The organism is Sandaracinaceae bacterium (assembly GCA_020633055.1).
Classification (GTDB): Bacteria; Myxococcota_A; Polyangia; order Polyangiales; family Houyiibacteriaceae; genus JADJJE01.
Map to the genome: position 1 here is coordinate 91518 of JACKEJ010000017.1, position 21887 is coordinate 113404.

19 protein-coding genes, 1 tRNA gene and 1 pseudogene are annotated in these 21887 nt (G+C 70.6%); 10 read left to right on the forward strand and 11 right to left on the reverse strand.

Annotated features, from left to right (window positions below; translation table 11 throughout):
- Positions 1 to 98 precede the first annotated feature (98 nt).
- A complete protein-coding gene (locus H6726_31930; protein MCB9662295.1) occupies positions 99 to 848 on the reverse strand; it encodes an HD domain-containing protein in 750 nt (249 codons plus the stop codon).
- A 53-nt stretch (positions 849 to 901) separates the two neighbouring features.
- On the opposite strand from H6726_31930, the gene H6726_31935 reads away from it, so the two are divergent.
- Entirely contained in the window at positions 902 to 1531 is a 630-nt protein-coding gene (locus tag H6726_31935; GenBank protein MCB9662296.1) for a TetR/AcrR family transcriptional regulator, read from the forward strand.
- Positions 1532 to 1567: 36 nt separating this feature from the next.
- Here the strand turns inward: H6726_31935 and H6726_31940 are convergent, their stop codons facing one another.
- The 5 genes and pseudogenes from H6726_31940 to H6726_31960 form a co-directional block, all read right to left on the reverse strand.
- On the reverse strand, positions 1568 to 1807 hold the full coding sequence (locus H6726_31940) for a helix-turn-helix transcriptional regulator (GenBank protein MCB9662297.1): 240 nt from the start codon (positions 1805 to 1807) through the stop codon (positions 1568 to 1570).
- 55 nt (positions 1808 to 1862) lie between these two features.
- A pseudogene (locus H6726_31945) lies at positions 1863 to 2090 on the reverse strand (NUDIX hydrolase).
- 179 nt (positions 2091 to 2269) lie between these two features.
- Entirely contained in the window at positions 2270 to 5617 is a 3348-nt protein-coding gene (locus tag H6726_31950) for a sulfatase-like hydrolase/transferase (protein ID MCB9662298.1), read from the reverse strand.
- Between the two features lie 100 nt (positions 5618 to 5717).
- A tRNA-Cys gene (locus H6726_31955) sits at positions 5718 to 5789 on the reverse strand.
- 76 nt (positions 5790 to 5865) lie between these two features.
- Positions 5866 to 6300 carry a hypothetical protein gene (locus H6726_31960; protein ID MCB9662299.1) on the reverse strand — a complete coding sequence of 145 codons (435 nt, stop codon included), beginning with the start codon at positions 6298 to 6300 and terminating at the stop codon, positions 5866 to 5868.
- Between the two features lie 174 nt (positions 6301 to 6474).
- Between H6726_31960 and acnA the strand changes: the two genes are divergently transcribed.
- The 7 genes from acnA (at position 6475) to H6726_31995 (ending at position 14390) form a co-directional block, all read left to right on the forward strand.
- Positions 6475 to 9153 (forward strand): aconitate hydratase AcnA, encoded by a 2679-nt coding sequence (gene acnA / locus H6726_31965; protein MCB9662300.1) that lies wholly within the window; start codon positions 6475 to 6477, stop codon positions 9151 to 9153.
- Positions 9154 to 9192: 39 nt separating this feature from the next.
- Positions 9193 to 9462, forward strand: a complete 270-nt coding sequence (locus H6726_31970; protein ID MCB9662301.1) for an acyl carrier protein — start codon at positions 9193 to 9195, stop codon at positions 9460 to 9462.
- Positions 9459 to 10226, forward strand: coding sequence for a glycosyltransferase family 2 protein (locus tag H6726_31975; GenBank protein ID MCB9662302.1), 768 nt, complete (start codon positions 9459 to 9461; stop codon positions 10224 to 10226). The genes H6726_31970 and H6726_31975 overlap by 4 nt, the downstream gene beginning before the upstream one ends.
- The gene (locus H6726_31980) at positions 10223 to 10657 is read left to right on the forward strand and encodes an acyl-CoA thioesterase (GenBank protein ID MCB9662303.1); all 435 of its coding nucleotides are present in this window, start codon (positions 10223 to 10225) and stop codon (positions 10655 to 10657) included. The genes H6726_31975 and H6726_31980 overlap by 4 nt, the downstream gene beginning before the upstream one ends.
- Before the next feature lie 154 nt (positions 10658 to 10811).
- A complete protein-coding gene (locus H6726_31985) occupies positions 10812 to 11159 on the forward strand; it encodes an MGMT family protein (protein MCB9662304.1) in 348 nt (115 codons plus the stop codon).
- Between the two features lie 79 nt (positions 11160 to 11238).
- Entirely contained in the window at positions 11239 to 12846 is a 1608-nt protein-coding gene (locus H6726_31990) for a carboxypeptidase regulatory-like domain-containing protein (GenBank protein MCB9662305.1), read from the forward strand.
- The gene (locus H6726_31995; GenBank protein MCB9662306.1) at positions 12843 to 14390 is read left to right on the forward strand and encodes a hypothetical protein; all 1548 of its coding nucleotides are present in this window, start codon (positions 12843 to 12845) and stop codon (positions 14388 to 14390) included. Before H6726_31990 ends, H6726_31995 begins: the two co-directional genes overlap by 4 nt.
- A 7-nt stretch (positions 14391 to 14397) precedes the next feature.
- Here H6726_31995 and H6726_32000 read toward each other — a convergent pair whose 3' ends face one another.
- Complete coding sequence (locus tag H6726_32000; protein ID MCB9662307.1) at positions 14398 to 16056, reverse strand: serine/threonine protein kinase; 1659 nt, start codon at positions 16054 to 16056, stop codon at positions 14398 to 14400.
- A 63-nt stretch (positions 16057 to 16119) separates the two neighbouring features.
- Between H6726_32000 and H6726_32005 the strand changes: the two genes are divergently transcribed.
- A complete protein-coding gene (locus H6726_32005) occupies positions 16120 to 16902 on the forward strand; it encodes a hypothetical protein (GenBank protein ID MCB9662308.1) in 783 nt (260 codons plus the stop codon).
- 39 nt (positions 16903 to 16941) lie between these two features.
- Here H6726_32005 and H6726_32010 read toward each other — a convergent pair whose 3' ends face one another.
- From H6726_32010 to H6726_32025, 4 genes are read right to left on the reverse strand one after another with little or no spacing between them, the layout of a single operon-like run.
- Entirely contained in the window at positions 16942 to 18138 is a 1197-nt protein-coding gene (locus H6726_32010) for a tryptophan 7-halogenase (GenBank protein MCB9662309.1), read from the reverse strand.
- Complete coding sequence (locus H6726_32015; GenBank protein MCB9662310.1) at positions 18135 to 19361, reverse strand: beta-ketoacyl-ACP synthase; 1227 nt, start codon at positions 19359 to 19361, stop codon at positions 18135 to 18137. Before H6726_32015 ends, H6726_32010 begins: the two co-directional genes overlap by 4 nt.
- Entirely contained in the window at positions 19358 to 20131 is a 774-nt protein-coding gene (locus H6726_32020; GenBank protein MCB9662311.1) for a beta-ketoacyl synthase chain length factor, read from the reverse strand. The genes H6726_32015 and H6726_32020 overlap by 4 nt, the downstream gene beginning before the upstream one ends.
- Complete coding sequence (locus H6726_32025) at positions 20128 to 21300, reverse strand: beta-ketoacyl-ACP synthase (GenBank protein ID MCB9662312.1); 1173 nt, start codon at positions 21298 to 21300, stop codon at positions 20128 to 20130. Before H6726_32025 ends, H6726_32020 begins: the two co-directional genes overlap by 4 nt.
- Before the next feature lie 81 nt (positions 21301 to 21381).
- On the opposite strand from H6726_32025, the gene greA reads away from it, so the two are divergent.
- Positions 21382 to 21858 carry a transcription elongation factor GreA gene (greA, locus tag H6726_32030; GenBank protein ID MCB9662313.1) on the forward strand — a complete coding sequence of 159 codons (477 nt, stop codon included), beginning with the start codon at positions 21382 to 21384 and terminating at the stop codon, positions 21856 to 21858.
- Positions 21859 to 21887 lie beyond the last annotated feature (29 nt).

Sequence of the window (21887 nt, forward strand, 5' to 3'; positions counted from 1 at the left end):
CGATCGATGGTGCACATCGCGGTCAGCCCTTTCTCGTTCGCTCCAGTGGCAGGCACCACGAGTTTGCGTCGCGAAATGAAAACGCGCTACGTGTGTTGCTACTCGGCGAACGGGGCTTGCCGCACCTTCATCGCGAACCCGAGCCGCGCGTGCCCGCGAAAGTGGCAGCCCGGCTTGTGCGCCACCTCGGTCTCGAGGCGCTGCGCGAAGGCCTCCTTCATGGCGTGTCTCGGCCATGCTTCGACGATGGCGCGGCGCGTGGCCGCCGATACGTCTTCCGCGTGGAACCCGATCACGTCGAGGCCCGCGCCGAAGTGGACCAGCGCGACCTCGGGCTCGCGCTTGTCGGCGATGCCCACGGACGTGTGGAGCGCGATGGCCTCGTGCACGAGCGCGGCGCGCGTCTGGTCCATGCCTGCGTCGAGGGCGATGTCGTGCGCCTTGCGTGCACCCTCGAGCTCGAACGACTCTGGTCCGTCGTGGCCGGGGGCCAGCGCCAGGTCGTGCAGCACCGAGGCGACGTAGAGCACCTCGCGGTCCGCGCGCAGGCCGAGGTGCTCGCCGATGGCGAGGCCGAAGAGGTAGGTGCGCACCGAGTGGTTGAACATGTACGCGGGTTCGGCGGCGCGCGCGATCTCGGTGGCCTGCTGCGCGATGGCCGAGTCGGGCACGCCGAGCGCGGCCAGCTCGATGTCCTGCGGGCGCCGAAAGCCGAGGGCGCGCTGCGTGCGTCGACCGAGGGCGGCGAGCTCGGCGCGCGCGAACCGCGTGGCGAGGAGCGCGATGGGCGGGGGTGGGAGGTCATGCGTGAGCGTTTGGTCCCGGGCGGTGATGTTTTTGTACTGCATCGCAAACAATTAGCGCGGTGGCGGTTTGTTTGCAAGTTGATACAATAATGCCGATGACGACCCGCCCGCGAGGACGCCCCCGCAGCTACGATCCGGACGCCGCCCTCGACGCGGCGCTGAACCTCTTCTGGTCGCGGGGCTTCGCGGGCACCACGCTCGACGCCCTCAGCGACGTGACGGGCATGAAGCGCCCCAGCCTCTACGCCGCGTTTGGCGACAAGGGTGCCTTGTTCGAGACGGTCATCGCGCGCTTCACGGCCGAGATGGCGGAGCGGGCCGCGGCCGCGCTGGCGCTGTCTCGCGTCGACGATGCCCTCGAGGCGCTCGCGCTGTCGTTCGTGGACATGTACGCGCCGGCGAGCGGGCCGTCGCGCGGCTGCCTGGTGTTCTCGGTCGCGTCGCTCGAGGCCGCGGAGGACGAGCGCCTGCGGCAGGTGGTGGGGGACACGATCGAGCGGCTGGACGGCGCGCTGCGGGAGCGCCTGGACGCCGCGGTGAGCGCAGGCGAACTCCCGGCGGGCACGGACACGGACACGCTGGCGCGTTGCCTCTCGTCACAACTCCACAGCCTGTCGCTCCGCGGTCGGGCTGGCGGGACTCGGCGTGCGCTCCGCAAGCTGGCGCGCGGGGCCGTGACGCTGCTGCTGTGCGGCGCGCGCGCGTCCGGTGCCCGAGGGGCCTGACGGGAGGCATCATGCCCGCGAGCGAAGGCGTCCCCCTCAGACCAGCGAGCGGTCGCGCTGGCGGAGCGTGCCCGGGGCTTCGCCGAAGGTGTGCCTGAACGCGCGCCCGAAAGAGGCGGTGGACCCGTAGCCAGCGCGCGCCGCCACCTCGGCGACGGTCGCGGTCTCGTCTCGCAGCCAGACGCGCGCCAGGCGCATGCGCCAGTCGGTCACGTAGGCCAGCGGCGGCTGGCCGACCAGCTCGGCGAAGCGCCACGCGAAGAGCGAACGCGACATGCCGGCTTCCTTCGCCAGCCGCTGGAGCGTCCACGGCTCGGCCGGCGCGGACTCGCCGTGTCGCCACGACCTCGCGTCCCGTCTCTTCGCGGACCTCCCGCACGACGGCGGCGTGTGGGCTCTCACCCGGGTCTATCGCGCCGGCAGGGAAGTCCACCCACCTGTGGGCTTGGCTAGAGCTTCGCGCGGTATACGGGCTAACCGTGGACTGCGCCGACCTGGCGGCGCCATTCCGTGTTCCCGCTCCGGATGCCGTCGGTCCATCCATCGTGCGCGTGAACATCTAGTGTCCACACGCCGTCGCCCACGTCATCCGGGCCGCGCTCGCGGACGGCTGGAGGCCGGACAGCACACGAAGTGTGCGGGGCATCGACGACGGCCTACCGTTGCTCCACGGGTACGTCGGGTAGCGGCACCCCACGGCGTGCGCTGGGTCCTACGGCACGGGCGCCAGTGTGCCGCTCAGGGCGCGGTTCTGGGCGCGGGCAGGACGGGGACGAGCAGGATGTGGTCGACCTCGATGCGCTCGCCCTCGGGCACATGGACCGTGGCGCGAGTGGCGCTCCCGGTGAGCGCGCTGCGAGGTAGCTCCATACGCAGCTCGCGCCAGCCCGACGCGGCCTCGCCGCTCAGCTCGGGCAGGGCGGGGGCGCCGCGTGGGGCCTCGAGCGTGACGGTGACGGGGAAGGGCGCGCCCTCGCCCACGCGTCGGAGCCGCACGATGAGGACGACCTGGGAGGCTTCACCGGGGGCGGCGGCGCCCTCAGCGGTCTCAGACGGCGCACGTACGCTCGGAGGTAGGGCCAAGCGCGCGCTCAGCTCGTTCGCGCGAGAGGAGCACGTGGTGCGGTCCAGGTAGTCCCAGTCGCGCAGCACAGCCTCCTCCCGGCACTCGGCCACCGTCCGGTTTCGGCGACCGGTGGTGCGGTTGAGGTCCACCCCGCCGATGAGCCCCGACGAGAGAGCGTTCAAGCGCACCAGCGACTCGGGCGCGGACGTGAGTTCCACCTCGTGCCCGGCCATCCGCAGCAAGAGCGGCAGCGCGCGCGGGTCACCCAGCTGACCCAGGCTGCGCGCCACGCCGTCACGTACGTTGGAGCGCGACTCCCACTCGAGCACGTCCACCAGGTGGTCATAGGCACGGCGGTCGCCCAGCTGCCCGAGGGCCACGATGGACAGGTAGCGGAAGCGGAACTCGGTCAGCAGCTCGATCAGGGGCTCGAGGGCGATGGGGTTCTGCAGTCGCCCGAGCCACCGCACGGACTCTTCGCGCTCGTAGGTGTCCGTGGTGAGCCGCAAGGTGTCCAGCAGCCCTGGGACCGCGTCAGGGTCGCGCAGGCGGGCGAGCGACACGGCGGCGCGGCTGCGCAGGTCCGCGTCCTCGACGTGCACCAGACGACGCAGAGCGTCGCGCGCGCGTGGGTCGTAGAGGCGCCCGAGCGAGATGGCCGCCTCCGCCGCGACCAGCGGGTCCGGATCGGACAGCGCGTCCATCAGGGTGGGCTTGGACCGGTCGTCGGCCAGCCGGCCCAGCATCTGCGCGGCCTCGCAGCGCTGCTCCTGCGGGGCATCCGCGTCCGCCAGCAGCTCGCCCAGCGGCTCTACGGCGCGGCGGTCGTTCATGCGCCCCCAGGCGAGCGCCTGCTCGTGTGCGGTGAGCGGCGCGGAGGTGGCCGACTGCTGCAGCGCGTCGATGAACGCGTAGATCTCGCCGCGCAGCTCCTCGATGCGCTCCGGCTCGGCGTTGGCGAGGTTGACGCGCTCCTCCGGGTCGGTCTCCAGGTTGTAGAGCGCGAACGTGTTGAAGCGCAGGTCGGCGACGAGCTTGTACGGCCAGTCCACCACCATGCGGCTGCGGGACACGGCGGCGAAGGCGGGCCCGACGTCGGCGACGTCGCCGCGCATGAGCGCGCGCAGGTCTTCGCCGTGCATGCTGGCGGCGGGGAGCACGTCGAGCAGCCCGAGGATGGTGGGGGCGACGTCGACGAGCTCCACCGGTGCGGCGACCCGTCCGGGCTCGTAGCCGGGCGCCATGACCATCAGCGGGACCCGGATCTGCTCTTCGTACAGGGTGGACCCGTGGTAGACGCCGCCGTGGTCACGGAACTCCTCGCCGTGGTCGGCCGTGAGGATCACGACCAGCGGCCGGGTCAGGCGCGCGCGTGCCTCGCGGAGCAAGCGCCCGATCTCCGTGTCCACATGCGCGATCTCGCCGTCGTAGCGGTCGACGTCGGACGTACCGTACCGAGTGTCCTGGTAGGGCTCGTGGACGTCGAAGTAGTGGGTCCAGAGCAGCGTGGGCGGCTCGCCCTCGGACACCAACCGATCGATCTCCGTCAGCGCGAGATCGGTGCGGCGCTCGGCGTCGAGGTTGGCGTGCTCGTGGCGCGCGAACCCGAGGGAGTTGTGCTCGTACAGCCGCAGTGACTCGCCCTCGGTGTGGAAGATGCCGAGGGTGTAGATGCCGGTCGTGCTGTAGCCGGACTCCGCCAGCGTGGACGCCAGCGTGGCCTCGGGCAGCGGGATCTCGAGCCGCGTGGTCTGGTGCAGGTGCTCGCTGGTCATCAGCGAACACAGCGAGTAGCTGCTGTGCGGCGCGCTGGCGTAGGCCCGGTCGAACACCACGGACTGCGCGGCCAGCTGGTCCAGCTCCGGGCTGATGCCGCGCGTGTAGCCGTAAGCCCCCAGGTGGTCCGCGCGCAGGGCGTCCACCGTGATGAGCAGCACGTGCGCCTCGGCCATGGCCGGCGGGGGTGCGCCTCCGTCGGTCTGCTGCGCGCGGGCAGCCTCGCCGCGCGCTGCTCGCCGGGCGCGCGCGCTGGCGATGGCCTCGGCGCTGGCGTCGTGGCGCGTGAGCGCGAGCAACGGCTCGAGCCCCTGCATGACGCTGCGCGAGTTGGAGGCGCGCGCGTCGACCAACGCGACGCGTACGTTCTGGTTGACGTTGAGGGTGAACAGGGTCGCGCACAGCGCCGCCAGCAGCGCGACCGACGTGCCGAGCAGCACGCCCTTGGTGCGAGGCGGACGCAACCGTGTCGCGCGCGCCTGGGCGACCGGATACAGGAGCCATAGCCCGAGGCCGGCGAAGGCTGCTTGCACCGCCGTCAGGCAGCCGTGCAGGTAGTCGTACAGGTTCGGCAGGAAGGTCTGGTCGAGCTTCCCGAGGATCCCCACGACAACGAGACAGCCGACGCCGAGCGTCGCGCGCACACGCGACGACCACGGTGCCTGGGCAGCCCACAGGATGACGCGCAGGGCCACGTACACGCCGGCCGTCAGCAGCACGCCCAGCAGCGCCGCGAACACGCCGCGGTAGGGCATCATCGACATCTTGCCGCCCGTGAACAGCATGTGGCCGACCCCGAAGGCGGCGGGCGCCAGGAGCACGGTGCCGCTCACCGGGCGCAGGCGTGCCAGCGCGCGCTCCGGCCGCGCACTGAGCGCCGCCCGCTGGCGAAGGACGGGCTCGAGGGCACCGGCCAGCGCGCCCGCGAACGCGCCGAGCAGCGCGCCGAGCGACACCTGGACCGCCATGAGCCGCGCCAGGAAGCCCACGCGGTCGCCCCACAGCTGCAGCCAGAGCCACATCGCGCCAAAGTCGCCGAGCGCCGTGACGGCTCCCACGCCGGCGCCGAGCAGCATGCCCGCGCCCGCTACGGACATCGGGGATGGGCTCGCCACGTCGTCGCCTGCCCCTCGGGACGACGACGCGCCCTCCGCGGCCGCCTCGGAAGGGACGTCCTGCCCTACAGCGTCTGGCCCCGGTGTCGGGCTGCGGAGCGGGTCGTTCTGGTCGAGCGTGGCGGACATCGGGGGGGAGGGGGAGGCCGCTGCGATGCGGCAGCCGGCGGGTGGATCCTTAAGCCAAGACGCCCCAGGGATGTGGTCCTGGGGCGTCTCATGGCGGCGGAGGCGCCGACCGGATTCGAACCGGTGTGTGACGGTTTTGCAAACCGTTGCCTAACCACTTGGCTACGGCGCCGAAGGGATGGACGTTTAGCGCCAGCGTGGGCGCTTGTCCAACCCCGAGTGGGCGCCGGCGCGGCCAGCGGCCCCGCTCACTTGCGGCTGCGCTTGGCCTTCTTCTCGGGCGGCGCGTCGAGCGTGATGCCGATGATCTTCCACGCGTCTTCCGCGTAGCCGTAGGCGCTCTGCGTCGCGTGCACCACCTCCATGATCTCCGGAGAGGTGTCGAACTTGCGGGGCTTCACGCCCTGTCGCTTGAGGGAGGCGAGGCTCTCGCCCAGCCCGAGCAGCTCGTTGGTGTGACTGACCGCCTCCACGGGCTTCAGCGCTTCACCGCGCTTGCCCTCTTTGAGTTCCTGGATGAGACGCTTGCGGCGCTTCTCCGTCCGACCGTCGAGCTTCGGCCCTTCTTTGGTGCCACCCTCGAGCAGGGCGTTGAGCTGCCGCGCGGTGCGGCGCTTCGCGATGGCTTCCGGGCTACCTCGGCCACCGGCCTTCTTGGTCGTTGCGCGCTTACGAGCTGCCATGTTGCTTCTTCCTGTTCCCGAACGTTTGCCGATTGAGGCGTCCCGTTCATCGAGTTGTTTGGCCGTCTATATCATAAAACAATCCCATACCAACACGTTTCCAGGGTGTAATTTGCGATAGTCGGCGGGCATATCCCGGTAGAACGGTGTTCGCGGACGTGGTAGGCAACCCCAATGACGCGCTCCCTGGACAGCTTCAAGAGCCGGAGGACCCTCGACGTCGCTGGCAATTCCATCGACATTTTCCGCTTGGACGCCGTGAACGCGGCCGGCCACGGGGACATCCGGCGCCTGCCTTACTCCATCCGGGTGCTCCTGGAAAATCTCCTTCGTTGTGAGGACGGCAACACCGTGACGAAGGCCGACATCGAAGCGGTCGCGGCCTGGGACCCCAAGGCGGCGCCGTCGTCGGAGATCGCCTTCCGGCCCGCGCGCGTGCTCCTCCAGGACTTCACGGGTGTGCCGGCCGTCGTCGACATGGCCGCCATGCGGGACCAGTTCGCGAAGATGGGCGGGGACCCGGCGCGCATCAACCCACTGGAACCCGCTGATTTGGTCATCGACCACTCAGTCCAGGTGGACGCCTACGGTTCGGCCGCCTCGTTCGACGAGAACGTTCGCTTGGAGTTCGAGCGGAACCAGGAGCGCTACCAATTCCTGAAGTGGGGCCAGAGCGCGTTCGAGAACATGCGCGTCGTTCCCCCCGGTACCGGCATCGTTCATCAGGTCAACCTGGAGTACCTGGCGCCCGTGGTGTGCCTCCGCAAGAGCGGCGAGGGCAGCGTCGCGTACCCGGACTCTCTCGTCGGGACCGACTCGCACACCACGATGATCAATGGCATCGGCGTGCTCGGCTGGGGTGTCGGCGGCATCGAGGCCGAGGCCTGTATGTTGGGGCAGCCCATCGCGATGCTCATCCCGCAGGTCATCGGGTTCAAGCTCACCGGCAAGCTGCCCGAGGGCGCGACGGCCACCGACGCCGTGCTCACCATCGTCCAGATGCTGCGCAAGAAGGGCGTCGTCGAGAAGTTCGTGGAGTTCTACGGCAGCGGCATGGAGCAGCTCTCCCTGCCCGACCGCGCCACCATCGCGAACATGGCGCCCGAGTACGGCGCCACCATGGGCTTCTTCCCCGTGGACGCCGAGTCGCTGCGCTACCTGCGCTTCAGCGGGCGTGACGACGCGCACGTGGACATGGTCGAGGCGGTCCTCAAGGCCGGCGGCCTGTTCTATACGGCCGACGCCCCCGAGCCCGAGTTCACCGACACCCTCGAGCTCGACCTGGGCGACGTGGTGCCCAGCCTGGCCGGCCCGAAGCGCCCGCAGGACCGCGTGGCCCTCAGCGACAGCAAGGCCAGCTACCTGAAGGCGCAGACCGAGTTCACCAGCGAGCCCGACAAGAGCGTCAGCATCACGCGCGGGTCGGACACGTTCGCGCTCAAGAACGGCGCCGTGGTCATCGCCGCCATCACGAGCTGCACCAACACGTCGAACCCGGCGGTCATGATCGCGGCGGGCCTCGTGGCCAAGAAGGCCAACGCGCTGGGCATCAAGACCAAGCCGTGGGTCAAGACCAGCCTCGCGCCGGGTTCGCAGGTCGTCACGGAGTACCTGCAGCAGGCGGGCCTGCTGGACGAGCTGAACGCGCAGCGCTTCAACATCGTGGGCTACGGCTGCACCACCTGCATCGGCAACAGCGGCCCACTCGACGACGACATCACCGCGGCCATCCGCGATAACGATCTGTGCGTCACCTCGGCGCTCAGCGGCAACCGCAACTTCGAGGGCCGCGTCTCGCCGCTCACGCGCTGCAACTACCTGGCCTCACCGCCGCTGGTCGTGGCCTACGCCCTGGCCGGACGGATGGACATCGATCTTGCCACCGAGCCGCTCGGGCAGGGTGCCGACGGCAAGGACGTGTTCCTGAAGGACGTGTGGCCGAGCAACGCCGAGGTCACCGAGGCCATCGCCACGGCCGTCAAGCGCGAGCAGTTCATCGAGCGCTACTCCGTCGTGCTGGAGGGACCCCCACAGTGGCGCGAGGTCACCTTCGCCGAGGGCAGCCGCTACGCGTGGGACGACAGGTCCACCTACGTGCGCAACCCGCCGTTCTTCGAGGGCGTCAGCAAGGGCGCGCCGCCCAAGCCCACCGACATCTCGGGCGCGCGGGTGCTGGCGCTGTTGGGCGACTCGGTCACCACCGACCATATCTCGCCCGCGGGCAACATCGCGCGCAAGGGCCCGGCCGCCAAGTACCTCGAGGAGAACGGCGTGGCGCCGGCCGACTTCAACAGCTACGGCAGCCGCCGCGGCAACCACGAAGTCATGATGCGCGGCACGTTCGCGAACATCCGCCTGCGCAACCTGCTGGCCCCCGGCACCGAGGGCGGCGTCACGCGTCACCTCCCTGGTGGCGAGCCCATGAGCATCTTCGACGCGTCCATGAAGTACCAGGCGGACGGCGTGCCGCTCGTCATCATCGCCGGCAAGGAGTACGGCACGGGCTCGTCCCGCGACTGGGCGGCCAAGGGTACCTACCTGCTGGGCGTGAAGGCCGTCATCACCGAGAGCTACGAGCGTATCCACCGCAGCAACCTGGTGGGCATGGGCGTGCTCCCGCTGCAGTTCGCGCCCGGCGAGTCCCGCGAGACCCTGGGCCTGACCGGCGAAGAGGTGCTCAGCATCACCGGTATCGGCGAGGGCCTCACGCCCAAGAAGCGCCTCACGGTCACCACCGACACGGGCAAGTCCTTCGAGGTCATCGCCCGCCTCGACACGCCCCAAGAGGTCGAGTACCTGGAGCACGGCGGCATCTTGCAGTACGTGCTACGGCAGATGGCGGCGAGCGTCTGAACGCGGCGCGCGCACCGGAACACACCAGGGAGCCAACCCATGAGCGATAGCACCCACCCCGAGCTCGAGGCGCAGATCAAGCAACTGATCGTGGACGCGCTCATGCTGGACGACGTGACCCCCGAGGAGATCGTGACCGACGCGCCCCTCTTCAACGAGGGGCTCGGGCTCGACTCGATCGACGCGCTCGAGCTGGCCATCGCGCTCGACAAGGCGTTCGGCGTGAAGATCCGCGCGGAAGACGAGAACACGCGCTCGATCTTCCGCTCGGTGGCCACCCTGGCCGCCTTCGTCGCCGAGAACCGATGAGCGCGGGGTCGGACACCTTCCGCCCCTGCGTCATCATCCCCTCGTACAACAACCCCCAGACCATCGGGCGCGTGGTCAGCGCCGTGCGTGCCTACGTGCCGGATGTGATCGTGGTGGACGACGGGAGCGGGCTCGAGGGGCGCGCGGCCATCGCCGAGGTCGGTGCCTCTGGGCTGGCCACGGTCCATCACCGTGCTGCCAACGGCGGCAAGGGCGCTGCCGTGAAGGACGCGCTGCGCCTCGCGCGCGACGCCGGGTTCACACATGCGCTGCAGGTGGACGCGGACGGGCAGCACACCCTCGACGACATCCCCGCCATGCTCGAGGCCGCCCGTGAGACGCCCACCGCGCTGGTGCTGGGGCAGCCCGTCTTCGACGACACGGCGCCCAAGGCCCGCCTGGTGGGCCGTCGCATCACCATCTTCTGGACGCGCCTCGAGGTGGGCGGCGGGGCCATCGCCGACCCGATGTGCGGCTTCCGCGTCTACCCGCTGCCCATCAGCGCCGAGGTTCCCGTGTGGGGGGACCGGATGGACTTCGACCCGGAGATCGCCGTGCGCCTCGTGTGGGCCGGTGTTCCCACGCGCAACGTGCCGACGCGGGTACGCTACGTCTCGGCCGACGAGGGCGGCGTGTCGCACTTCCACGCGTTCAAGGACAACGTGCTCATCAGCCTGATGCACTCGCGGCTGATGACGATGCGCATCATGGGCTTTCTCTTCGGGTGGCTCTTTCGCGGCGCCCGCGGGAGGTTGCCGTCATGAGCGGGGACGGCAAGCGGCACGTGGTGTCGGTGGAGCTCGAGGTGCCCTTCCATGACGTGGACTCCCTGAACATCGTCTGGCACGGGCACTACTACAAGTACGTGGAGATCGCGCGCACGGCGCTCATGCGCAGCGTGCAGCTCGACAACGACCAGCTGCGCGCCCTGGGGTGTGGGCTGGTGATGGGCGAGACGCAGTGCAAGCACACGGGCGTTCTGCGCTACGGGGACCGCTTCCGCGTGGACGCGTGGTTCAAGGATGTATCTCAGCGGCTGTGCATCGCCTACGAGGTGCGCAACCTGACGTCCGGCAAGCGCGCAGCTCGGGCGCGCACGGTGCTGGTCACCCTCAACGGGCGCGGGGAGCTCAACCTGGCCACGCCGCCCGAGGTGGTGGCGCGCATCGAGGCGGTTACAGGCCCCATCGGCTGAGGCGCGCCGGGCCGGCCGGCCGCAGGTGTCCGTGGTGGAGGTGGGCGCGCCACCCACCAGACTCGACGCTGGCTCGGGTGGAAACCGAGCCGCTGCCCCGCAGCGATGCGAAGACACACGGGCACGGGCCGCGGCGCGGTAGGGTGTGGCCGTCATGAGCAAACGACGGCACGAGGTCCCCACAGGAGCCGCCGAGTACCCGAGCTACTACGACGTGGTGCGCCAGATCCCAAAGGGCAAGGTGCTGACCTATGGAGATGTGGCACGCCTCGCGGGTCGCCCAGGCAGCGCGCGGCGGGTGGGCTACGCGCTCGCGGCCCTCACCGACCCAACGGTCCCTTGGTGGCGGGTGGTCAACGCGCGCGGCGAGGTCAGCGAGCGCTCGGGGGACTTCCTGGGCGCAGCCCAGGTGGAGCAGCGGGTCTGCCTCGCCCGAGAGGGGATCGTGTTCGACGCACAGGGCCGCCTGGCGCTCGGCACCTATCGCGCCGGAGCCTGGTAGCGATCGCAGGAATTCGTCCGCGACGAGGGCGCGCCGTGGTACGAGTCAGGGAACACCCACCCAGAGGCGTTCAGGTCTGATGGACTCTGAAGCGATTCGGCCAGCCGAGCGAGCCCATGATCCCGCGGGACCCCCCCAGCGCGGGGTCCCAGAACGAGCGGTCCAGCAGGAGCACCGCGGCACGCGCCTGCGCCTACCACGCGTGTACGGCGCATTCGGCTCGATGGTGCGGGTCGTCGCGCTCGTCTGTGTGGGAGCGCTCACCTACCTCCCGAGCGTCGCGCAAGCCCAGGCCGTGTCCGGCCGCACGGCGCTGACAGGCGCCCAGCGTCTCGTGCGCCTCGACGATCCGGCTGGGGTCGCCACCCTGGCGCTCGGCGGCCAGTACGGCTTCACCTCGTCCGTGTTGCGCGACGGGGACACCCACCATCGCCTGGCCGGTCAGCTCGCGCTCGCGGTCCACCCGCTGCGTGCGCTGTCGTTGGGCGTCAGCCTCGGCGGCTATCGCGACGTACACCGTGGGGGGGCGGGCCAGGATGACTCGGTGGTGGGGGAGCCGCGTGTCTTCGTGCTCGCGCGCTTGCTCCGCGCCAGTTCGTTTTCGCTGGGTCTCGGCGCGGAGCTCTGGGCGCCCGCCGGCGATGACCCAGGAGTCGTGTTGTCTGCGCTCTCGCCTTCCGTGACGCTCTACGGCCAGGTGGACATCGGCGCAGCGTCGCTGTCGGTTCGCGCGGGGTACCTCTTGGACCGCAGCGCCCGCTCCATCCCGCGGGGCCGCGTGTACACGGCGCACGATCAGGTCTCGTTGGGTGTCACCGACGCAGACGCAGTCGAGGTGGGCCTCGGCGTGTCGGGTACGGTCGGACTCGCGACGCTCTACGCGGAGGTGGCGCTCGACGCGCTCGTCCAGCGTGGCGACCTGCCGTTCTCAGCGAGTCGGGCCTCGGCGATGCTCGGCGCAGCGTTGACGCTCGCCGAGCGCGTTCACCTCGGCTTGGACGCGACGGCGCGCTTGGGGGGCTACCCTCGTGTGCGCGCGGATGCGCCATATCGCGTCGTCCCCCGCATCTCGCTCTCGCTCACGCTCGCCGTAGACTTGGGACGCCTCTCCGCGCGCGCGCACCAGGCGGATGCCAGCGCGGAGAGCGAGGACGACGATGGCTCGTCCGCTGGCGAGCCCACCCCCGACGTCGCGCGCGCGCTGCGCGGCCGTGTGGTGGGCGACGACGGTAGCGCCGTGCCGCGGGCACGCGTGGTGGCGCTGTCCGACGGTCGCGTGGTGGCAGAGGGGGAGACGGACGCGGACGGTTGGTACACGCTCGCCGGACTCCCAGAGGGCGCGCTCACCCTGCGGGTGGAGGCCGAAGGTCACACGGTGTCACGCACCGAGCTCGGTCCCGACGCGGGCGGTGAGGTGGCGCCCCTGACGCTGCGACCCGGCCTGCCAGACGGTGAGATCCGCGGCAGCGTCCGTGGGCTCCGTGGCGCCGCGGTGACCGCCCGGATTCGCCTCGACGACGATCCGCGCAGCATCGACGCGGACGCGGAGGGGCGTTTCTCCATCGCCGTCACGCCGGGCAGTCACGTGCTCCACGTCGACGCACCGGGTTATCGTGCCCAAGAGCGTCACGTCGACGTGGAAGAACGTGGCGTCGTCGTCATCGAAGTCCACCTCCGCCCCGAATGACCCAAACGCATCACCGCCGCGCCCTCTCCGTCCGGACACGCTCCTGGCTGCTCTGTGCCTCGGCTGCCCTCGCGCTGCTCGGATGTGGGCGTGGCTGCGGGAGCGAGCCTGTCGCCGTGTTGGCCCAGGTCGCGGGTACGGTGGAGCGGGACGAGGTCGGTGCCATCGAGGCGTGGCGGACCGCAGCCGTCGACGCCGGCATCGCGCTCGGAGAAGCCGTGCGCACGGGACCGGACGGCAGCGCACAGCTGCAGCTCCAAGGGGGCGGAGGTCTGCGCATGGGAGCCAACGCGCTGGTGCGCTTCGGCGGCCAGCCGGACGAGACCCCCACGCTGGAGCTCGGGGGCGGCGAGATCGAGGTGGAGGCGGGTGAGGCCCTCGACATCGTGACCGAGTTCGGTCCCGTGCGCGTGGAGCGAGGCGGCCGGGTGCGCGCCATCCGTGGCGACGAAGGCACGCAGCTCGAGGTCTTGTTCGGTCTCGCGCAGTTGGAGGACGGCGCTCGTCTGACAGCGGGTGAACACTACGCCGGGCCCACGGCGGCGCCCTCCGTCGCCACGGCCGCGGCGGCGCCAGCGGGGCGACCAGACACCGCGCGGCACGGTCCAGAGGGGGACTCCGCATCGGACCCGGACACGGCCGGGGACTCCACAGAGGCCGACGCGACCGGTGACGATCAAGACGCCGCCAGCACGGACATGGACGATGCCCCCGGCGAGGGGACGTTGCGCGGAGACGGCCCACGCTTGCCGAGCGTGTCTCCGGTCGAGTTCAGCGTGGCCGCGGGAGCAGGTGGCGTGGTCCACCATCCAGCGCCTCCTGCGCTCGTGGGGATTCGCACCGGCTGCGCCGACGGCGAGGTTCGCGTGGCCTCTGGCGGCAGCACCGTCGTCTACACGGGCGGGGGGACGGTGGGTGTGCGGCTGGCCCGCGGGCGCAGTCGCTACGAGGTCTACTGCGGGGGGCAGCTCGGGGCGGGGGGGCAGCTCACGGTGACGGGTGACGCCGGGCGGCAGCGCCTCAACACGGCTTCGCAGCGACATGGCGTGGACGCCGACGGGCGCCGCTACACGTTCCTGTACGAGGGCGCGCTCCCCACCCTCGCGCTGCGTTGGCCCAACGCCCCGAGCGCCGAGCAGTACAGCGTTCGACTGACGGGCACGCGGGGGCGCACGAGGCTCACCAGCTCGTCGCCCAGCGCCACGGTGCCGCGCTCCGCCCTGCGCGAGGGCGAGCTCACGTTCCAGTTCGAGGGAGGCGGCCGCACGTCGCCCGTGACGCGCGTCACGCTCCGCTACGACACCGCCACGCCTACGGCCTATCTGGCGAGTCCACCAGACCGCGGCTTCGGGGCGGGGGCGAGCGTGAGCGTCGCGGGCACGGCTCAGCCAGGATCACGCGTGGCCGTGGGCGGGCAAGAGCTCACGTTGGACCGCCGCGGATCCTTCTCGGCGACGGCTACCGCAGACGCGGGGGGGATCGCCGTGCGAATCACGACGACGCGGGGGGTGCACTATTTCGTGCGCCGAGCCGCTGGAGGCTGACGGTGTGTCAGGGGGTCTCGTCGCCGCCGCGACGGACCGCCACGGGGATGCTGAAGCTCGCGGCGCGCGGGAGCGGGCCGAAGCGGGTGCCGCGGGCGACACCGAGCAAGCACGCCCCGAGTGGGGTGCCCGCCGTGCTGGCGGGGCTGAGGTCGACCCCGCGCACGTGTCCGGACTCGTCTACGTCGAAGCGGAAGGTGACCTGGACGCGCTCGATCTCCGAGTGCCGGTCGGCGCACTGTCGAATCGCGCCTCGCCGCTGCGAGAACGTGCGGGTGAGGGTCGCCGCGGTGACCTCGGCGCGGGGTTGTGGACGTTCCGCCGAGGCCGCGCTCGCGGGTGCCTCTCGAGGAGGCGCTGGATCCTCTGAGGGCGGCGCGTCCGACGGGAGGCCTTCGGGCGACGTGGGGCTCGCGGCGGTCGGTCCGGTCGCGGGGGCGCGTTCGTCGATGCCGGCGCCCACGGCGGACACGTCCCCACGGACCAGGATGAACTGGCTTGGCTCCTGCACCGCAGGCGTGCTCAGCCGCCACCAGACGCCGACCCCGATCAGCGCGAGTGCGAACCCCCCGAAGACCGCGACGAGCAAGCGCCTCGGGCCACCACCTTCAGCGCGCCCCGTCGCCGCCGCGGGCACTACGACCTCGGGGGCCTCGCTCGGCGGCACGTAGTCGCGCCACATCGCGTCCAGCTCCGCGAGCGAGATGGCCTTCCCGAAGGCGCCGAATGCGGCGCTGGTGAGGTCGCTCTGGACGGTCGCCGCGAACCGCTGTGGGGTTCCCGGTGGAAGCGTGGCTCGCAGCCGCTCGGCTAGCTCGGCGGCGCTGGGGACGCGCGAAAGGGGATCCTTCTGGATGGCTTGCTCGACCACGTCGGCCAGCGCGCTGGGCACCTCGAGCGATGCTTCGTCCAAGCGCTGAGGGGTCTCGTAGATGGCCTTGAAGACGGTCGCTTCGAGCGTCTTGCCCGCCTGCGCGCGCGTGCCCGACACGAGCCAGTGGAGCACCATCCCCAGGGAGTAGATGTCGGCGGCGGGAGTGGGAGGCGTGCCCACGAAGACCTCGGGCGCGACGAACGAGAAATTCCCGCGCACGACGTCGGACCCGTTGATCTGTTCCGTCTTGTCACCCTGACGGCGCGCGATGCCGAAGTCCGCGAGCTTCACGGTGCCCTCGACGTCGATCAGGATGTTCGCCGGCGTGACGTCACGGTGGATGATCCCGAGGGACGCGCCCTCTGCGTCGCGGCGGGTGTGGACGTAGTGGAGCGCGTCGGCCACCAACGCACACGCGTGCACGGCCAGGTCCCACGCGAACCCGCGGCGCTGGTCGTTCAGGAAGCGGGCCCAGCGCCCTATGTCCGCGCCCCGCACGTACTCGAGCACCATGACGTACTGACCGTCCACCTCGTCCAGGTCGATGATGTCGAGGATGTTGGGGTGATCCATCTCCGACAGGAGCTTCGCTTCGCGCAAGAACAGGCGCGTGTTGTTCTCGTTCTCGAGGCCGTCCGGGAGGATGCGCTTGACGACCACCGGTCGCACGAAGCCGCCGACGCCCCCCTCTGCACGCGCGAGGTAGACGACGCCTTGGCCGCCTTGCGCCAGCACGTGCACGGGTCGATAGCGTCCCAACAGCAGCTTCCCGAGCCAGTCTTCAGCGCGCACGTCGCATTGCACCAGTTTTTCCTGCGGGTGTCCAGCGCGCACTGGCATGGTACGTGGTCGATCATGCACTCTTGGCTGATGCCCGTCCGAGCCTCGCTGGTGAGCGCCTTGCTGGTCCTCTCGATCGGATGCGGACGCTTGGCCTTCCAGACGGTCGAGGGGCGTGACGCGGGCACGGATCAGGGGGACCCCGGATCGGATCTGGGGCCTGACGACGCGGGTGGTGAGCCCGACGCGGGTGTCACGGGCTTCGCGTTGGGCTGCAGCTTCCCCAGCATCACCGTCATCTTGGACGGTGACGCCAACGACACACAGGCTGGCACGACCATGGCGTCTGCGGTCGCGTCGGGGTGCATGCAGTCTCCCGCGATCAGCATGGTGGACCAGACCCAGGCGGGGCTCCTCGATCCGACCACCTTCGCGCCGTTGTTCGGGGCGACCACCCTCGGGGTGCTCGGCGGAGACTCACTCGTCCAGAACGTGATGCAGTACCTGACGATGTCGTCCGCGCCCGTGCGCGCCACCTTCCCGGCGGGGCGCTACGTGGTGACGGAACGCGCAGGCGGGACGGTCGTGCTGGACGTGGCCATCGGCGACATCAGCACGTCGCACGACTATGGCGTCGTGCAGATCATCCGCGACACGCCGTCGAACAGCACCGTGGTGGCGGCCCATGGCTACATCGCTCAGGGCACGCTCGCCGCCGCGCACTACTTCGCCACGGTCATCGCGCCCAGCTTGCCGACCGAGACGCGCGCGTACTTCGTGCTGGAGTGGACCGACGGGAACGCGGACACGATCCCCAACACGGGTGACACGTTCACCCTCCTGGCCGACGGCGCTTGAGGCGTCGTCGCCATCGACGGCGCACGAGGCCCGTCGGCGTCAGATGCGCATGCGGCGGCGGTCCCCCAGCAGCATGCGTTGGAAGGGGTTGTCGTCGCGGTAGATGTCGCCTGCCAACACGCTGACCACGCCGCGTGTGATGTGCGGGTCGGGCGAGTCGTAGAAGAAGACGCGATGCACCAGGTCGGCGTGATAGAAGCGCCCGCACAGCGCGCCGAAGACGTCGTAGGCGTGCTGCATGAACGTGGCGAGCGGGGCAGCCAGCTCGGGGTCGGCCTCGGCTCCGCTGCGCAAGGCCGGGTCCAGCTGTTCCACGAGCTTCTCGGCCCCGAACATGGCGAACGTCACACCGGAGGAGAACACGGGGTCCAAGAAGCACGCCGAGTCGCCCACGCAGGCGTAGCGCGCGCCGTGGGGGGCCGTGTTCTTGTAGCTGTAGTTCCCGACGCGCACCCCGCCCACGCGGGCGGCTCCCGCGGTGAGCCGCTGCAGCGTGGGTGACCCGTCCAGCAGCTGCTGCAGCGTGTCCTCGCCGATGCCCTGCTTGGCCATGACGCGGCCGACGCTCAGGCGGTTGCCCGACAGCGGGATGCCCCAGCCCCAGCCGTCCTCGAGCATGAACACCAGCACGTTGCCGGTCTCGTAGAGCTCGGCGGCCGCAGCGTCCGACAGCCCCTGGAAGTGGCAGCCCACGGCCGCCAAGCCGAGCCCCTCGATGCGCTGGCGCGTGCGCAGCTGTCCAGCCATGAACGCGTTCTGTCCCGTGGCGTCGACCAGATAGCGCGCACGCAGAAGCTCACCGTTGGCCGTCACCCACACGCCGTCGTCGTCGATGGTCACCGCCTCGGCGCGGGTCGCGTAGCGCAGCTCGGCCCCCAGCGCCACGGCCCGCTCGATGAGCATGGTGTCGAAGTCGGCGCGCTCGACCTGGTACGCGTGTGTCGGGGTGCCAGGGAGGCCGTCGGCGAAGGAGAACGCGACCTGCTCCCCCGTTCGCTCGTCCAGGAAGAGGGCTCCTCGTTTGAAGACGAAGCGCGACGGATCGGACAAGTCCACGCCCAGGCGCTCGAACAGCGCGAGGTCGGCGGGCAGCAACGACTCTCCGACGTGGAAGCGCGGGAAGGTCTCCTTCTCCAGCACCAACACACGGTGGCCCGCGCGCGCCAGGAGGTTCGCAGTGGTGCTGCCAGCGGGCCCCGCACCGAGCACGATGATGTCATACGTTGAGTGGTTCATGGCGTACGCAAGAGCAGGGAGGTGTTGATGCCGCCGAACGCAAAGTTGTTGTTCATCACCACCGCGGGGCGTGCGTCGCGTGGTGTGCGGATGTAGTCGAGGGGCGCGCAGGCCGTGTCGACCTGGTCGAGGTTGCGCGTCGCTGGCAGGAAGCCCTCGCGTATGGCCCCCACGCAAAAGACCGTCTCGATGGCCCCACAGGCCCCGAGGGTGTGCCCCGTGTGTCCCTTCGTGCTGCTGACCGGTACGCTGCCACCCAGCACCGCGTAGGTGGCCTGGCTCTCGACGACGTCGCCGAGCGTCGTCGCGGTCGCGTGTGCATTCACGTAGGACACGGCGCTCGGGGGCAAGGCCGCGCTCTCGAGGGCCAGGCGCATGGCGGCGGCCATGCCGTCCGCGGACGGGGCCGTCACGTGCGTTCCGTCGCAGCTCGAGCCATAGCCCACCACCTCCGCCAGGATGTCGGCGCCGCGCGCGACGGCGCGGTCCCAGCGCTCGAGCACCACGCATCCGGCGCCCTCACCCACGACCAGCCCGTCGCGGCCGACGTCGAAGGGGCGCGAGGCGCGCTCCGGGTGCTCGTGGGCGAGCGATGCCGCGTACATGCCATCGAAGACCGCGACGTGCGTTGGGTGCAGCTCCTCGGCGCCGCCTGCGAGCATCACGTCCTGCGCGCCCGCGCGGATGGCCTCGTAGGCCTGGCCAATGGCCATGCTGCCGCTGGCGCATGCCGCACAGGTGGGCAGGACGCGCCCCGTGATGCCGAAGTAGATGGCCAGGTTCGCCGCGCACGTGTGGGCCATGAACTGCAGGTAGATGCTGGAGCCCCCACCGCGCAGGTCGTTGTCGAGCAGCCAAGCGCGCGCCATGCGCTCCCACGCGTCGCTGCTCCCGTGCGTCGACCCGAACGCGATGCCGCAGCGACCGGAACGCAGCGTCTCCTCGTCGACGTTCGCCTGGGCGATCGCCTGCTCGCTCGCGTGCAGGGCGAGGCGCGCGACGCGGCCCATCGTGCGCACCCGCTTGCGGGGCCAGCGTTGCAGGTCGAGGTCGCGGACCTCTGCCACGAGCTGGGCGTCCAGCCCACCGTAGGCGGCGTAGCGGTCCGTGCGTGTCACGCCGTTCGCGTTGGCCCGGAGCGCGGCGATCGCCGACGTGACATCGCACCCGATGGGTGACGCGAGGCCGACACCCGTGATGGCCACTCTCCCCGTGTTCGTCACGCGGGCTCCACGCGCGTCATCCACGGTTCGCCGCCGTCCAGACTGAGCGGCACGTCCGCGGGCCCGCCGGCCTCGAGCGCGTCGATGACGTCCAACAAAGGCGCCACCGGGTTGCCCCTGAAGCGCTCGTCGCGTGCGTACCGACCCGCCTGGGACGACTGCCGCATCGGCGCCGACAGGGTCCCGCGGCAGGTACCGTCCGCCGCGGGGGCGCGGGCGAGCAACAGCGCCACGCCGAGGGCCTCGTGGTCCGAGAACCCCGTCAGCGGGGCCGGCAGCGCTTCGTCGGCCAGCGCCACCAGCGCCAGCTCGTAGCGGTCGTGGTGCAGGAGGAGCATGGCCTCCAGCAGCGAGAGGGCCACCGTGTCGTGCCCGGCGGCGATGGCCGTGGCGTACCCGCGGTTCTCGGCCGCGATGGAGAACATCCCTGCGCCCGTGTTGTGCACGCTGTTCTTGAACCGCGCAGGCGAGAGCAGCCCCTTGTCCGCTTGGAACATCTCCATCTGGGCGACCGCGATCTCCATCTCGCCGTGGCAGCTCCCGAACACGAGCGCGGGCGTGGAGGCCGGCACACCCGCATCGGCGCATGCCTGGTGCGCCACCTCCGCCGCCGCCAACGTCAGCATGCTGCACCCGCGCTTGTTGCGGGACGGAACGAAGTCCACGGCTGGTCGGGACGTACCGTCCACGGGTACGCCGTCGCGGTACGCGGCGAGGGTGGGGAAGCCCGGGGTGTAGAAGCCGTAGCCGAGGACGTACACCGCCTTCATTCAGGCCTCCCGAGCAGCACACTGCAGTTGTTTCCGCCGAACGCGAACGAGTTGCTGAGCACGAAGCGCGGACGCAGGTCCACGCGCTCGCTCGGGATGTTCAGCGGGATGCCCGGATCACGGGGCGTCGAGCCGACGCTCGCCGGGAGGAAGCCCTCCTCGATGGCGACGATGCCGAAGATGGCCTCGACGGCACCGCATGCGCCCAGCGTGTGCCCCGTGTAGCCTTTCGTGGAGACCACGGGCACCTCGCGCCCCAGCAGTGACTCGACCGCGCAGGACTCGGCGCTGTCGTTGTGCTTGGTGCCGGTCCCATGCGCGTTGACGTAGTCGACGTCCTCGGCGGTCACGCCGCCCTGCGCGAGCGCCTGTGCCATGGCGTCGCGCGCGCCGCGTCCCTCCGGGTGGGGCGACGACGGATGGTACGCATCGCTGCTCTCGCCCACACCGAGGAGCATGGCGCGCGGTGCACCGCGACGCTCGACCAGCGCGAACGCCGCCCCTTCGCCGATGTTCATACCCGGCCTGTCCTCGCTGAACGGCATGCACGGGCCTTCCGCCATGACGCCCAGGCTGAAGAACCCGCGCACGGTGGTGTGACACAGCGCGTCCGCCCCGCCGACGAGCACGGCGTCTGCGAGGTTGGCGTCCAGCAAGCGGCGGGCCGACGCGAAGACCTTGCCGCTGGACGAGCAGGCGGTGCTGACGATGTACCGCGGCCCTTCGAACCCACCCAGCGCGCGGCAGATGTCCGTGGTGATGTGGAACGGGTGCTGGGCCGCGTAGTCGAAGCCGGCCGGGAGCGAACCTTCATGGTGGTGCGCGGCGTGCGCGACCTCCGTGGCCCAGATGCCGCCGGTGCTCGTGCCCATGACGCATGCGACGCGTGCGGGCCCCCAGGTCGAGACGGCCCGGACGACTTCGCTCGCGATCGACGCGAAGCCCAGCTGCGTCACGCGGGCAAGTCGGGAGTCGTGCCGGACGATGCGTGCGTCCAGCGTCGGGAGGTCGCCCGGGATGGTGCCCGTCACGGTCTCGAAGGGCACGGACAGCGGGACGGGGGTGAGCCCGCGCTCGCCGCGGCGGAGGCGCTCCAGCACGGTCGCGGTGTCACGGCCGAGACCGCACGCGAGCCCGTAGGCCGTGATGGGGTAGGGGGTGACGCGCATCGCCTCGCTCATATCATGGCGCCTCGGACACCGCACGGCGCCGAGCTTGCTTCCGCGCGAGGAAACGTCTACGACTTGCTCATGGAACGGGTCCCCATGACACCCGAGGGCTTCGCGGCCCTCAAGAGCGAGTTGGCCGAGCTGAAGGCCGAGCGCCCCAAGATCTCGCAGATGATTGGGGAGGCTGCGGACCATGGCGACCTGAAGGAGAACGCCGAGTACCACGCGGCGCGCGAGAAGCAGGGCATGGTGGAGGCGCGCATCGCCGTCGTCGAGGACCAGATCTCTCGCGCAGAGGTCATCGATCCAGCCACTCTGGGCGGTGACAAGGTGAAGTTCGGGGCGTGGGTCGAGCTCGAAGAGGTCGAGTCCGGCGCGACCAAGGTCTACCGGCTGGTGGGCTCCGAGGAGTCCGACGTGGAGAAGGGCTTCATCTCGGTCACGTCCCCGGTGGCGCGTGCGCTCATCAACCGTGAGGCGGGTGACGAAGTGACCGTCAAGACCCCGGGGGGCATGCGCACCTACGAGATCACGGCCGTCCGTTGGTCGCAGCCCTGAGCCCGGCGCCGAGGCACTAGGTCCAGGAT

Bases quoted from the DNA above. Each gene is read 5' to 3' on its own strand.
- H6726_32025 (MCB9662312.1), bottom strand. From the start codon at position 21,300: ATGCGCGTCACCCCCTACCCCATCACGGCCTACGGGCTCGCGTGCGGT.
- acnA (MCB9662300.1), top strand. From the start codon at position 6,475: ATGACGCGCTCCCTGGACAGCTTCAAGAGCCGGAGGACCCTCGACGTC.
- H6726_32020 (MCB9662311.1), bottom strand. From the start codon at position 20,131: ATGAAGGCGGTGTACGTCCTCGGCTACGGCTTCTACACCCCGGGCTTC.
- H6726_31975 (MCB9662302.1), top strand. From the start codon at position 9,459: ATGAGCGCGGGGTCGGACACCTTCCGCCCCTGCGTCATCATCCCCTCG.
- H6726_31970 (MCB9662301.1), top strand. From the start codon at position 9,193: ATGAGCGATAGCACCCACCCCGAGCTCGAGGCGCAGATCAAGCAACTG.
- H6726_31935 (MCB9662296.1), top strand. From the start codon at position 902: ATGACGACCCGCCCGCGAGGACGCCCCCGCAGCTACGATCCGGACGCC.
- H6726_31960 (MCB9662299.1), bottom strand. From the start codon at position 6,300: ATGGCAGCTCGTAAGCGCGCAACGACCAAGAAGGCCGGTGGCCGAGGT.
- H6726_32010 (MCB9662309.1), bottom strand. From the start codon at position 18,138: ATGAACCACTCAACGTATGACATCATCGTGCTCGGTGCGGGGCCCGCT.
- H6726_31980 (MCB9662303.1), top strand. From the start codon at position 10,223: ATGAGCGGGGACGGCAAGCGGCACGTGGTGTCGGTGGAGCTCGAGGTG.
- greA (MCB9662313.1), top strand. From the start codon at position 21,382: ATGGAACGGGTCCCCATGACACCCGAGGGCTTCGCGGCCCTCAAGAGC.
- H6726_31950 (MCB9662298.1), bottom strand. From the start codon at position 5,617: ATGTCCGCCACGCTCGACCAGAACGACCCGCTCCGCAGCCCGACACCG.
- H6726_32005 (MCB9662308.1), top strand. From the start codon at position 16,120: ATGCACTCTTGGCTGATGCCCGTCCGAGCCTCGCTGGTGAGCGCCTTG.
- H6726_31985 (MCB9662304.1), top strand. From the start codon at position 10,812: ATGAGCAAACGACGGCACGAGGTCCCCACAGGAGCCGCCGAGTACCCG.
- H6726_31930 (MCB9662295.1), bottom strand. From the start codon at position 848: ATGCAGTACAAAAACATCACCGCCCGGGACCAAACGCTCACGCATGAC.
- H6726_31940 (MCB9662297.1), bottom strand. From the start codon at position 1,807: ATGTCGCGTTCGCTCTTCGCGTGGCGCTTCGCCGAGCTGGTCGGCCAG.
- H6726_31995 (MCB9662306.1), top strand. From the start codon at position 12,843: ATGACCCAAACGCATCACCGCCGCGCCCTCTCCGTCCGGACACGCTCC.
- H6726_31990 (MCB9662305.1), top strand. From the start codon at position 11,239: ATGGACTCTGAAGCGATTCGGCCAGCCGAGCGAGCCCATGATCCCGCG.